We start from the raw sequence: 11,760 nt of genomic DNA, 5'->3' as shown, positions 1-11,760 counted from the left end.
GCGCAGCCTGCTGCCGCAGAGCCTGCCCGAGCAGGTCGCGGTGGAGGTCGCCTCACGCTACCTCGCGGCCGGGGCCCGGGCCGGGGTGGGCGGGGACTGGTTCGACGTGATCCCGCTGTCCGGAGCCAGGGTGGCGCTGGTCGTGGGCGATGTCGTGGGCCACGGCATCCACGCCTCCGCCACCATGGGGCGGCTGCGTACGGCCGTACGCACCCTCGCCGACATCGACCTGCCCCCCGACGAACTGCTCACCCACCTCGACGACCTGGTGGCCCGCCTGGCCACCGAGGGGGAGGGCACCGCGCGGACCCCCCTGGAGGGGGAGACCACCACGAGTGAGGCGCCGGCCGCGGGAGATGTCGGAGCGACATGTCTGTACGCCGTGTACGACCCCGTCTCACGCCGTTGCACCCTCGCCCGGGCCGGGCACCCGCTGCCGGCCGTGGTCAGCCCGGACGGCACCGTGGAGCTGCTCGACCTCCCGGCGGGGCCGCCGCTGGGCCTGGGCGGACTGCCCTTCGAGGCGCTCGAGACCGAGCTGCCGGAACGGAGTCTGCTCGCCCTCTACACCGACGGTCTGATCGAGTCCCGGGACGACGACGTCGACGACGGCGTCTCGCGGCTGCGCCGGGCCCTCGCCACTCCCGCGGCGTCCCTGGACGTGCTGTGCGACACGGTGCTGGGAGCCGTACTGCTCCAGCGGCCCACCGACGACGTGGCGCTGCTCATCGCCCGCACCCGGGCGCTCAGCGCCGACCGGGTCGCCGCCTGGGAGGTGGCCCCCGACCCCTCCGCCGTCGCCGAGGCCCGCAAGAACGCCCTCGGCCGGCTGGAGAGCTGGGGGCTGACCGACGCGGCCTTCGCCACGGAACTGGTCGTCAGCGAACTGGTCACCAACGCCATCCGGCACGCCGAGCCGCCCATCCAGCTGCGCCTCATCCACGACCGCAGCCTCATCTGCGAGGTCTCGGACGCCAGCAGCACGGCCCCCCACATGCGCCGTGCCCGCACCTTCGACGAGGGCGGCCGCGGCCTGCTCCTGGTGGCCCAGCTCACCCAGCGCTGGGGCACCCGCCCCACGGCCACGGGCAAGACGATCTGGGCGGAACAGACCATCGACCCGGTACGCCCGCCGCTCGCCGTCTAGGGCCTGAGGGCACCGGCGTCAGCGGCCCTTCCCCGCGGAAGGGGAGCGGCGGCGGCGCTGGGCCGGTCGGCCGCGCCGCCCGCGTGTGGAGGGTCCCATGCGCTCGGGGCGGTGTTCGGTGACCGGCGGAGTGAGGACGACGGGCACGCCCGAGGGGGTTCGGGCACCGGTGATACGGCTCAGTTCGGCCTCGCCCGACCGGACCCGGGTGGTCCGCGGCTTGATACCGGCGTCGGCCATCAGACCGGCCACCTCGCGGCGCTGGTGCGGCAGGACCAGCGTGACGACCGTCCCGGACTCGCCGGCACGGGCGGTACGGCCGCCACGGTGCAGGTAGTCCTTGTGGTCGCCGGGCGGGTCGACGTTGACGACGAGGTCGAGATCGTCGACGTGGATACCGCGGGCCGCGACGTTGGTGGCCACCAGGACCGTGACCTGGCCGTCCTTGAACTGGGTCAGGGTCCGGGTGCGCTGGTTCTGGGACTTGCCGCCGTGCAGGGCCGAGGCGCGCACACCGACGGCCAGCAGCTTCTTGGCCAGCCGGTCCGCGGCGTGCTTGGTGTCCAGGAACATGATCACCCGGCCGTCGCGGGCGGCGATCTCCGTGGTGGTGGCGTGTTTGTCGGCGTCGTCCACGTGCAGTATGTGGTGCTCCATCGTGGTGACGGCCCCCGCGGCCGGATCGACCGAGTGGACCACGGGGTCGTGCAGATAGCGGCGCACCAGGCGGTCGACGTTGCGGTCCAGCGTGGCCGAGAACAGCAACCGCTGGCCGTCGGGGCGCACCTGGTCGAGCAGGGCGGTCACCTGCGGCATGAAGCCCATGTCGGCCATCTGGTCGGCTTCGTCCAGCACGGTGACGGCGACGCGGTCCAGGCGGCAGTCGTCCCGGTCGACGAGGTCCCTGAGCCGGCCGGGCGTCGCGACGACGACCTCGGCCCCGGCGCGCAGGGCGCTCGCCTGCCGGCCGATCGACAGGCCGCCGACCACCGTGGCGAGCCGCAGGCGCAGCGCACGGGCGTAGGGGGTGAGGGCGTCGGTGACCTGCTGGGCCAGTTCCCGGGTGGGTACGAGGACGAGTGCCAGCGGCTGCCGGGGCTCGGCCCGCTGCCCGGCGGTACGGGCCAGTACGGCGAGGCCGAACGCGAGCGTCTTGCCCGAGCCCGTGCGCCCGCGGCCCAGGACGTCACGTCCGGCCAGCGAGTTCGGCAGCGTCGCGGCCTGGATCGGGAACGGGTCGCTCACGCCCTCGGCGGCGAGGGTGGTCAGCAGGGGCTTGGGCAGGTCGAGATCGGCGAACGCCTCGGCCGGTGGCAGTGCCGGGGTGTGGGTGACCGGCAGTGCGAACTCCCCGTGGGGCGCGGCGGTACGGCCTCCTCGACCGCTCCGCCCGGCCGTGGCCGAACGGGAAGGAGCGCTCTGGCGCCTCGTCCCCTTCGTACGGGAGCGGGAGGAGCCGTTGTTCGTGCGGGGTGTGCGGTTCATATGGGGTTTCCTCGATGCGGTGCGGCACGTATCGAGGAATTCCTCCCAGCGGTGACGGGCCGTATGAGGATTCGCAAGACTGAGCCGAAGAGCAATGAATGCGAAATGAACTTGAGGGTGTTCGCTGGAAAAGAGCGCCGAACTCCTCCGTGCGGAGGGAACGGCGGGCGTCGGGGCGTCGGCGGAGAAAGGGACGCGCTCACCGGCCGGTCAGCCGTATCCGTGCTTGATCGCCGAAAACGCAACGGGCTGGGGCCCGCACCCCATGAGTGCGGGCCCCAGCCACGTGGTACGCGTCAGCGTCAGGCGGGAACGATGTTCTCGGCCTGCGGGCCCTTCTGGCCCTGCGTCACGTCGAAGGTCACCTTCTGGCCCTCCTGAAGCTCGCGGAAGCCGGAGGTGGCGATGTTCGAGTAGTGGGCGAACACGTCGGCGCCGCCACCGTCCTGCTCGATGAAGCCGAAGCCCTTTTCCGCGTTGAACCACTTCACGGTGCCAGATGCCATACTGAATCTCCCTTGATGCTGTGCCCGGTTCCGCACCTTGCAGACCCGGAGTCGCAGCGAGGATTTACCGGATTTCACAAAAAAGAGTGCTCGTCGACGAAGGTCGGGAGCACTCAAAGCCTCTGGTACCCAAAACTGCAACGCCCGTCACGGTAACACAGGCCGAGGCGGCGGGCCCGCACATATTCGGGGTTTCGTCCGACAGGGCTCGAATCCCTGGCGCCGCACCGCGCGTATTTCTGCATCAGCCGCAACAGATATCCGGGTCTCGCGGGCCTGCGCGACCGCCAAGTCAGGAGCCCTCCTCCGGGGCGTCGCCGGCTTCGCGCCGGCGCATTTCCTCGTTCAGGCGCAGGGCCTCTTCGAGCTGGTCCTCGAGGGTGATGATGCGGCAGGCGGCCTCGATCGGGGTGCCCTGGTCGACGAGTTCGCGGGCGCGGGCGGCGAGGCGCAGCTGGTGGCGGGAGTAACGGCGGTGGCCCCCCTCCGAGCGCAGGGGAGTGATGAGCCCGGCTTCGCCGACGGACCGGAGGAACGCGGGGGTCGTGTCCAGGACGGCGGCGGCTCGCCCCATGGTGTAGGCGGGGTAGTGGTCGTCGTCGAGACTGTCGACGGCGGGGGAGTCATCAGCGGGCATGGCGCCTTCGTCTCGGGTACGTATCTGCATCCACCGTGACAGAGTTCCTGCACACAGGGAAGCAGGAACGGTCCCCTGGGGGGCCTCGCCGAGACGGCGCGCGCCCCTCGCCGGGCACGTCGTCCCCCGCGAGGGCGGTGCCGGGGGGGCCGGGATCGGGTCGCGCGTCGGCGGCCGGTGACGCCGCGAGGACTCGCGAAGGGCTGACGGCTCCGGCCGAAAGGAGGACGCCATCGATCCGCGCCGCGGGAGGAAGGAGCCCATCGACGCCGAGCCGGGTGCTCAGGACGGGACCGCTTCGCCCTCCGTGTCGAGCCCCGGCAGAAGGCTGCGCGGCCCGCTCGGCCTCGGTGAACACAATGCTGTGCCGCCGGGCGGCGACCAGGCGCCCGACCGGGCGGTGCCGCGTCGGCGCCGTCGGCCCCGGCCTGCACCACGAGGCCGTCGCCGGGCCGCCTCCGGGGATGCTGCCGGGGCGTGGAGAGGCGATTCCCCGGCGGCGCCGGCGGGGAGCCCGCCAGCCCGCCAGCCCGCCACGGCCTTCGCCGACGCCGCATCAGCGCCGCCCCCGGCGGCCGGACACGCGCGGCCGGACACGCGCGGCCGGACACGCGCCTCTCGGCGACGTCCGGACCCACGCCCGGCTGCCCTGGCCGCCGCGGACGCGGTACGGGAGTCAGCGGGCGTCTGATCACCGGAAACGAGGACGGTGTGAAGCTGTGCGATGAGTGCCCCCTGTGGTCTCCGGCGCCTCGGCTGTACGATCCGGCCTCAGGCCGACGCGGGCTGGACCGGCCCCGTCCCGGACGGTCGCGTCCTCGACCCCCGCGGAGGGCGTCCCGGGAGCCGTCCCGCTATCCCCTCTGGCGCGGATGATCGTTACCATCCTGTTGTCCCCCGCATTTGGTGGCACGAGAAACCTTCTCCGAAATACAACCTTCGCAAGCCATCCGCATATTGACGGTCCGTCATAAGTTCCCACGGTGATACGATCACCGCACTTGCCGAGCGGACGGATGGGTGCAAAAACGGCACCTCTGGCTTAAGGGGCAGCCTGGGTGGTGCCCCTTGGCGTAGTCGGCCCTCCGGTCCGCGTGAATTGACGGGCATTCAGCAGCTGGCCTTCAGTCGCCTGAAGAGGGTCTCATGGGGCAATACATACAAAATCCGGCGCTCTGGGTTCTCCTCGCCGTAATCCTTGTCGCGGTCGCCGTCGTCGTACGCCAGCGAAGGGCGGCGCGGAAGTTACAGCGCGAGATCGCAGGGCTCAGAAACCACTACGGTGAGTTGGAGGCCAGTTACTCCGAGTCCGTTCACAAGGCCCAGCAGCAAGCCGAGGGCGAGACGAGAAGCGCTCTCAAGTCCGCCATGCGGACACTGCAGGGTCTGGCCGCCGAGCAGCAGCGCATCATCTCCGGACTGCAAACCAAATATGGCGATTCCGTCATTCTCCAGGATCTTCTGGAAATCGACCATATGAATGCGCAGTTCGGACGGCGCGCCCAGTCCATCGCCGTGCTGTGCGAGGGCTGGCTGGGGCGGCACCGCGATGTGGCCTCGGTCTATGACGTGGTCCGCAGCGCCCAGGGCAGGATCCGCCATTTCCAGCGGGTCCAGATCCTGTCGAAGGTCGACTTCGGGATCACCAGCCGCGCCGTGGAACCGGTGGCACTGGCTCTCTCCGAGCTGCTCGACAACGCCACCAGCTACTCGAGCCCCGACACCGTGGTCGAGATCAACGTCCGCACCGTGCCCAAGGGCGTCTGCATCGTCGTCGACGACGCCGGTGTCGGTATGAACGAGGAGGAGAAGGCCCGCGCCGAGAAGCTCCTCACGAGCGAGAGGGTGACCGGCGTCTCCGGGCTCGGCAACCCCCCGCAGTTCGGCTTCGCGGTCATCGGTGTGCTCTGCGAGCGCTTCGGCTTCACGGTGTCCGTGGACTCCACCTCACCCTATGGAGGCGTACGTGCAGTCGTACTCCTGCCCGACGAGCTGATCACCAGCATGCCGGAACCCAAGGAGCCGCAGGAGGAGCGGGAGCCGGCCCCGGCCGTCGCTCCGGAGTCCCCGATGCCCGAGACCGGGCCCGAGCCCTCGACGCTGCCCGTGTCCATGACCGCCGACGGTCTTCCCAGGCGGCGGCGCAAACGGCCGATGACCCTCGTGTCGACCGACCAGTCATCCTCGCCCGCCCCGAAGCGCTCCAGCCAGGAGACGGCAGCCCTCATGGCCGCCTTCAAGCAGGGCACCGACGCGGGCCGGGCCACGCATCCGGACACCACGGAACGGCAGAGCGGAGCACGCGATGCAAGCAGCGAAGGGCATGAGGTCTCATGAACAACGATCTTTCGTGGATGCTTGACAGCGCCCTGGAGATCCCCGGGGCCATGCACGCCGTGCTGGTCTCCGCCGACGGGTTGCTGAGGGCCAGTTCGAAGGGCGTCGACAAGGACGACGCGGACAAGGCCGCCGCCGCCATGAGCGGTATGCAGTCCCTCAGCCGGTCGCTCGGGTTCTTCGTCGACGCCTCCCATCTGCAGTGGCGGCAGACGCTCGTCGAGTTCGACGGCGGGTGGATCTTCCTGATCTCCGCCGGTGACGGCGCCTACCTCGCCGTGTCGGCCACCCCGGACGTCGACATGGCGGACATCACCTTCCGGATGCAGCAGCTCGTCGGCCAGCTGGGCAAGGTGCTGACGGCTCCGCCCCGCGAGAACACGGGTGCCCGCCCATGACCGAGCCCGACAAGCAGGAGCCCGAGACAGCTCAGTTAGTACGGTCGTACGTCATCACCAACGGCCGTAACCTGCCCGGTGAGGACCAGTTCTCCCTGATCACGCTGGTCACCGCCTCGGCCGACCACCAGCAGCGCCCTGCCCGCCTCTCCCCGGAGGAGCAGAAGCTGCTGGAGATGTGTGTCGGCGGCTATCTCTCCGTGGCCGAGATCGCCGGGCACACACAGCTGCCGCTGGGCGTGGTGAAGATCCTCCTGGCCGCTCTCTCCGAGGGCGGTTACCTCATCACCCGTCCGCCGGTCGAGCGTGCTCCTCTCGCCACCATGGAGATCCTCGAGGAGGTGCTGAATGGGCTCCGCACCAAGTTTGGGTGAGCAGGCGTACGTCCAGCAGGGCGAGACCCAGACCGCCGTGAAGATCCTCGTCGTCGGGCACTTCGCGGTGGGCAAGACCACCTTCATCGGATCGATCTCCGAGATCACCCCGCTGTCCACCGAGGAGACGATGACGCGGGCGGGGGAGTCGATAGACGACCTCAAGGGAGTCCAGGGCAAGACCACCACCACGGTCGCCATGGACTTCGGAAGGCTGACCGTCAGCGAGCGCATCGTGCTCTATCTGTTCGGCACGCCCGGCCAGCTGCGCTTCGTGCAGATGTGGGAGGACATGGCACGCGGCGCCCTCGGGGCGCTCGTGCTGGTCGACCCCGAGCGGCTGGCGGACTCCTTCACCGTGATCGACCTGATCGAGCAGTACGGACTCGACTACGCCATCGCCGTCAACCACTTCGACGGAACTTCGATACGTGACGAGAGAGCGCTGCGGGAGGCGCTGGATCTGCTCGACGACACCCCCATCGTCACCTGCGACGCGCGCGACGAGCGGTCATCGGCCGCGGCACTGATCACGCTCGTCCGCTACTTGCAGGACCGTGCCCGTTAGGAGCAGACATGACCCCCGACCCCACCCACCCAGTACCACCACCAGGATGCCCGGCCCACGACACCGGACAGCGGGTGCCGTTGTACGGGCCGGAGTTCGCGGCCGATCCGCAGGCGTACTACGCCTACATGCGTCACTTCGGGCCGGTCGCGAAGGTCGACATCGCGCCCGGGGTGGAGGCCGCCCTCATCACGGACCACGCGACGGCGCTGCAGATGCTGCAGGACCCGGGTTCCTTCCGGAAGGACGCGCGCCGCTGGCGTGACGTCGCCGAGGGCAAGGTCGGCCCGGAAAGCCCGGTCGTGCCGATGCTGGGGTACCGGCCCAACTGCATGTTCACCGACGGCGCCGAGCATCTGCGGCTGCGTCAGGCGGTCACCGACAGCCTCGCCCGGGTGGACTCCCGCCGGCTGAGCCAGATGACCGAGCGGGCCTCCAACTACCTCATAGCCCAGGTCGCCACCCGCGGCTCGGTCGACCTCCTCAACGAGTACGCCAAGCAGCTCCCGCTGTTCGTGTTCAACGAGCTCTTCGGCTGCCCGGCGGACATCGGTGACCGGGTCCTGTTCGGTATCGCCGGCGTCTTCGAGGGCGTCAACGCCGAGAAGGCCAACGCGGTCCTGATCCAGGCCGTGATGGAACTGGTGGCGCTCAAGCGGGCCACGCCCGGCGACGACGTCACCTCGTGGCTGATGCGGCACGAGGCGCGGCTGAGCGACGAGGAACTCGTCCACCAGCTGATCCTGCTGCTGGGCGCGGGCACCGAACCCCTGCGCAACCTCATCGGCAACACCCTGCACCGGCTGCTCACCAACGACCGGTACGCCGACGGCGGCCTGATCGAGGAAGCCATCGACGACACGCTGTGGGACAACCCGCCCATGGCCAACTACGCGCCGCACTACCCCGCGTCCGACATGGAGTTCGCCGGGACGAAGCTGAGGGCGGGCGATCTGGTCCTGGTCAGCTTCGCCGCCGCCAACACCGACCCGGCCCTCACGGCGGCCCGCCAGACCGGCGGCAGGCGGGCCCACCTGGCCTGGAGCGCCGGCCCGCACGCCTGCCCCTCCAAGGAACTGGCCCGGCTCGTGCCCCTCGTGGCCATCGAGAACCTGCTCAACAAGCTGCACGACATCGAACTCGCGGTGCCCGAGGACAGCCTGACCTGGCGGCCCGGCCCCTTCCACCGCGCTCTGGCCTCGCTTCCCTGCCGGTTCACCCCGCAGGCCGTACGGCAGCCGGTCCCGCCGCACGTGGCGGAGACGACCGCTCGCCCCGGGCACACCACGGCCGAGCGGAAGCCCGAGCGCGGGGGCGTGTGGAGCTCGTTCCTGTCCTGGTTGAAGGGGTGATGCAGGTAACAGTCACTCAGATTCGGACACTGCATGAACATTCAACTGAAGGGGTAGTAACGACGCGCCATCCGTGTTGACCCACGAGCAAAGGGAGGTGTCGTGGACCACATATCCACCGACGCTTCTGCTCAGGACCCCCTCATACCCTCCCGTCCCCGACGGCACATCAACGCCTCTCGGGGCGGGAACCACAACCATTTACCGAAGTACCCGATACCCGCCCACGTCGGCGGGTATCTTTCTGCCTCCTCCTCGCCTCGCGACCCTCGCAGGACACTCCCGCCCCATCGTCATCACGCGTCCCGCGAAGAGGGGCGGTGCCACCGGTGATCACCTCCCGGCTCGACGACAGGCGGACAAGGGGAGCCCAGACGCTCGGCGGGTTCACGGCCGGCCAGTTGCGGCGGTTGTGCCAGGTCTCCGACCTGGACCAGTCCGACGCGGAGACCTACGCGAACGTCCTGACCGAGTCACTGGGGGCGGTGGCCGAACGGCCGCTGCATCTGCCTCCCCCCTCCCCGAGCTTCCTCTCCGACGACCGTACGCCGGTGGAGTTCTCGCTCTCCTTCCGCCCGGACGCGGCGCCCGCCCTGCGCGTACTGCTGGAACCGGGATACGGCGCCGGCAGCCTGGCGGAGACCGGCCGCACCGGATTACGCGTCATCCGGGCGATGGCACGGAGCTGGGGCTTCGCCACCGACCAGCTCGACTCCCTGGAGGACCTGTTCTTCCCTCCGGACCCCCAGGGCCCCCTGGCACTGTGGTGCGCTCTGGAGCTGCGTCCCGGCGGTGTACCCAAGGTCAAGGTGTATCTGAACCCCGCGGCCTCCGGCCCGGACCGGGCGGCCGGAACGGTACGGGAAGCACTGGACCGGCTCGGCCACCGGCAGGCGTTCGCGACACTGCCCCCCGCCGACGGCTACCCGTTCCTCGCCCTCGACCTCGGGGACTGGGAAGCACCGCGGGTGAAGGTCTACGTCACCCACCACGGGCTGCGGGCCGCAGCCGCGAGCGGACTGTGCCGTATGGATCCCGGCCCCGACAGCCAGACGATGGAGGACTTCATCCGCCTCGCGGGCGGATTCGGCGACGGGACGTACGGCCCCGGCGCCCCGCGGGAAGCACGGTTCGCCGGACGCCCCGTCCTGACCTGCCACTCCTTCACCCGGACGACCGGTGCGCCCAGCGGCTTCACCCTGCACGTACCGGTCAGGGACTACGTCCGGCACGACGGTGAGGCCCTCGAACGGGCGACGGCCGTACTCCGCCGCCATGGCATGGACCCCGCCCCGCTCACGCGGTCGCTGGACGCCGTCACCTCACGGCGCCCCCAGGACGGCGTGGGACTCATCGCGTACGTGGCACTGGCCCACGAGCAGGGGCGACCGCCCCGGGTGACCACGTACATCTCCTCGGAGGCCTATGAGGTCCGGCCTCCGGCCGCCCCCCTGTCCCCCCGGGCGGTACCTCCCACGGAACGGCGCGAACCGGTACGCGACACCCGCGAACCGGTGCCCGGCACAACAGCCATCAAGTCAGGTAGTCCGAAGACCTCGGGAGCAAGGATCAGCGTGGAGCCGTACCGGATCAAAGTGGTCGAGCCCATTCCCCTCACCACCAGGGAACAGCGTGAAGCGGCACTGAAACGGGTGCACTACAACCTCTTCGACCTGCGGGCCGAGGAGGTGACCATCGATCTGCTCAGCGACTCGGGCACCGGTGCCATCTCGGCCGCGCAGCTCGCCGCGGGCATGGAGGGCGACGAGTCCTACGCGGGCTCGCGCTCCTTCTACCGCTTCCACGAGACGGTGACGGAGCTGACCGGCTACGCGCACATCCTGCCGGCCCATCAGGGGCGCGCCGCGGAACGCATCCTGTTCTCGACGCTCCTCGAACCGGGCGGGATCGTCGTGTCCAACACCCACTTCGACACCACCCGGGCGAACGTGGAGCTGGCGGGCTGCCAGGCGATCGACCTGCCCTGCCCCGAGGCCCGCGACCTGGACAGCGAGGTGCCGTTCAAGGGCAACATCGACCTGGAGACGCTGCGGAAAACGCTCGAAGGGCCGGACGGCTCCCGGGTGCGTGTGGTGGTCATGACGATCACCAACAACGGTGGTGGCGGTCAGCCGGTCTCCATGGAGAACCTGCGGCAGACCGCCGACCTCTGCCGCCGGCACGGTGTCCCCATGATCCTGGACGCCGCCAGGTTCGCCGAGAACGCCTGGCTGGTGACCCGCCACGAAGCGGCCTACCACGGTCACACCCCGCGCCAGGTGGCCGAAGAAGCGTTCCGCCTGGCCGACGGCTGTGTCATGAGCGCCAAGAAGGACGGCATCGTCCACATCGGCGGCTTCATCGGCCTGAACGACCCCGAGCTCGCCGAGAAGTGCGAACGTCTCCTCATCGCCACCGAGGGCTTCGCGACGTACGGCGGACTCGCGGGACGTGATCTGGACATGATCGCCGCGGGCCTGCGGGAGGTGACCGAACCCGCCTACCTCGCGGAGCGGGCCGACATCGCCTCCCATCTCGCCCACCGCGTCCGCGCGGCGGGGGTCGACCTGCTGGAGCCTCCCGGTCTGCACGCCCTGTACCTCAACGCCGGCCGGCTGCTCCCGCACGTCCCGCCCCACCACTACCCGGGCCACGCCCTCGCCTGCCGGCTCTACCTGGAGGGCGGCATCCGCTCGGCCGAGCTGGGTTCGCTCTACCTCGGCGAGGAGGACGAGGACGGCAACCCCGTCAAGAGCGCCCCGTACGAACTGGTCAGGCTGGCGCTGCCGCGCCGGGTCTACACGCGGAGCCACTACGACCACGTCGGCAGGACCCTGGAACGCATAGCCAAGGACGCGTCCTCGGTGCACGGCTACAGGATCGTGGACCAGTCCCCGATCCTGCGGCACTTCCGGGCGAAGCTGGAGCCGACGAAGGTCTGAGAGGGGGCTCGGGC

At 70.1% G+C, this 11,760-nt stretch carries 10 protein-coding genes; 7 read left to right on the top strand and 3 right to left on the bottom strand.

The genetic code is table 11. The features are described 5' to 3' along the window. Nucleotides 1-1,147 (top strand): ATP-binding SpoIIE family protein phosphatase (locus tag FNH04_RS30570; RefSeq protein ID WP_152789014.1); only part of this gene is annotated, 1,147 nt, incomplete at its 5' end. An 18-nt stretch (nucleotides 1,148-1,165) separates the two neighbouring features. Here the strand turns inward: FNH04_RS30570 and FNH04_RS30565 are convergent. From FNH04_RS30565 to FNH04_RS30555, 3 genes are all read right to left on the bottom strand, one after another. After that, nucleotides 1,166-2,632: a DEAD/DEAH box helicase gene (locus FNH04_RS30565; protein ID WP_152789013.1), complete on the bottom strand. Its 1,467-nt coding sequence runs from the start codon at nucleotides 2,630-2,632 to the stop codon at nucleotides 1,166-1,168. A 302-nt stretch (nucleotides 2,633-2,934) separates the two neighbouring features. Continuing rightward, on the bottom strand, nucleotides 2,935-3,138 hold the full coding sequence (locus tag FNH04_RS30560; RefSeq protein ID WP_007383480.1) for a cold-shock protein: 204 nt from the start codon (nucleotides 3,136-3,138) through the stop codon (nucleotides 2,935-2,937). 292 nt (nucleotides 3,139-3,430) lie between these two features. Beyond that, the gene (locus FNH04_RS30555; protein WP_152789012.1) at nucleotides 3,431-3,775 is read right to left on the bottom strand and encodes a MerR family transcriptional regulator; all 345 of its coding nucleotides are present in this window, start codon (nucleotides 3,773-3,775) and stop codon (nucleotides 3,431-3,433) included. Nucleotides 3,776-4,921: 1,146 nt separating this feature from the next. Between FNH04_RS30555 and FNH04_RS30550 the strand changes: the two genes are divergently transcribed. From FNH04_RS30550 to FNH04_RS49125, 6 genes are all read left to right on the top strand, one after another. Next, nucleotides 4,922-6,112, top strand: a complete 1,191-nt coding sequence (locus FNH04_RS30550) for a sensor histidine kinase (protein WP_152789011.1) — start codon at nucleotides 4,922-4,924, stop codon at nucleotides 6,110-6,112. Next, nucleotides 6,109-6,510 carry a roadblock/LC7 domain-containing protein gene (locus FNH04_RS30545; protein WP_152789010.1) on the top strand — a complete coding sequence of 134 codons (402 nt, stop codon included), beginning with the start codon at nucleotides 6,109-6,111 and terminating at the stop codon, nucleotides 6,508-6,510. The genes FNH04_RS30550 and FNH04_RS30545 overlap by 4 nt, the downstream gene beginning before the upstream one ends. Next, the gene (locus FNH04_RS30540) at nucleotides 6,507-6,884 is read left to right on the top strand and encodes a DUF742 domain-containing protein (protein WP_152789009.1); all 378 of its coding nucleotides are present in this window, start codon (nucleotides 6,507-6,509) and stop codon (nucleotides 6,882-6,884) included. The genes FNH04_RS30545 and FNH04_RS30540 overlap by 4 nt, the downstream gene beginning before the upstream one ends. Further along, on the top strand, nucleotides 6,859-7,452 hold the full coding sequence (locus tag FNH04_RS30535) for a GTP-binding protein (RefSeq protein WP_152789008.1): 594 nt from the start codon (nucleotides 6,859-6,861) through the stop codon (nucleotides 7,450-7,452). Before FNH04_RS30540 ends, FNH04_RS30535 begins: the two co-directional genes overlap by 26 nt. 8 nt (nucleotides 7,453-7,460) lie before the next feature. Then, the gene (locus FNH04_RS30530) at nucleotides 7,461-8,804 is read left to right on the top strand and encodes a cytochrome P450 (RefSeq protein WP_152789007.1); all 1,344 of its coding nucleotides are present in this window, start codon (nucleotides 7,461-7,463) and stop codon (nucleotides 8,802-8,804) included. A gap of 320 nt (nucleotides 8,805-9,124) precedes the next feature. Next, nucleotides 9,125-11,746, top strand: a complete 2,622-nt coding sequence (locus FNH04_RS49125; RefSeq protein ID WP_322724277.1) for a tryptophanase — start codon at nucleotides 9,125-9,127, stop codon at nucleotides 11,744-11,746. Nucleotides 11,747-11,760: the final 14 nt, after the last annotated feature.

The sequence above is a fragment of the Streptomyces phyllanthi genome (assembly GCF_009377205.1).
In the GTDB taxonomy this organism is placed as follows: domain Bacteria; phylum Actinomycetota; class Actinomycetes; order Streptomycetales; family Streptomycetaceae; genus Streptomyces; species Streptomyces phyllanthi.
This window is presented reverse-complemented; position numbering and strand designations above follow the sequence as displayed.

What these genes read in the sequence shown, in the direction of transcription:
- FNH04_RS30540 (WP_152789009.1), top strand. Translation starts at nt 6,507, where the DNA reads ATGACCGAGCCCGACAAGCAGGAGCCCGAGACAGCTCAGTTAGTACGG.
- FNH04_RS30530 (WP_152789007.1), top strand. Translation starts at nt 7,461, where the DNA reads ATGACCCCCGACCCCACCCACCCAGTACCACCACCAGGATGCCCGGCC.
- FNH04_RS30560 (WP_007383480.1), bottom strand. Translation starts at nt 3,138, where the DNA reads ATGGCATCTGGCACCGTGAAGTGGTTCAACGCGGAAAAGGGCTTCGGC.
- FNH04_RS30565 (WP_152789013.1), bottom strand. Translation starts at nt 2,632, where the DNA reads ATGAACCGCACACCCCGCACGAACAACGGCTCCTCCCGCTCCCGTACG.
- FNH04_RS30545 (WP_152789010.1), top strand. Translation starts at nt 6,109, where the DNA reads ATGAACAACGATCTTTCGTGGATGCTTGACAGCGCCCTGGAGATCCCC.
- FNH04_RS30550 (WP_152789011.1), top strand. Translation starts at nt 4,922, where the DNA reads ATGGGGCAATACATACAAAATCCGGCGCTCTGGGTTCTCCTCGCCGTA.
- FNH04_RS30535 (WP_152789008.1), top strand. Translation starts at nt 6,859, where the DNA reads ATGGGCTCCGCACCAAGTTTGGGTGAGCAGGCGTACGTCCAGCAGGGC.
- FNH04_RS30555 (WP_152789012.1), bottom strand. Translation starts at nt 3,775, where the DNA reads ATGCCCGCTGATGACTCCCCCGCCGTCGACAGTCTCGACGACGACCAC.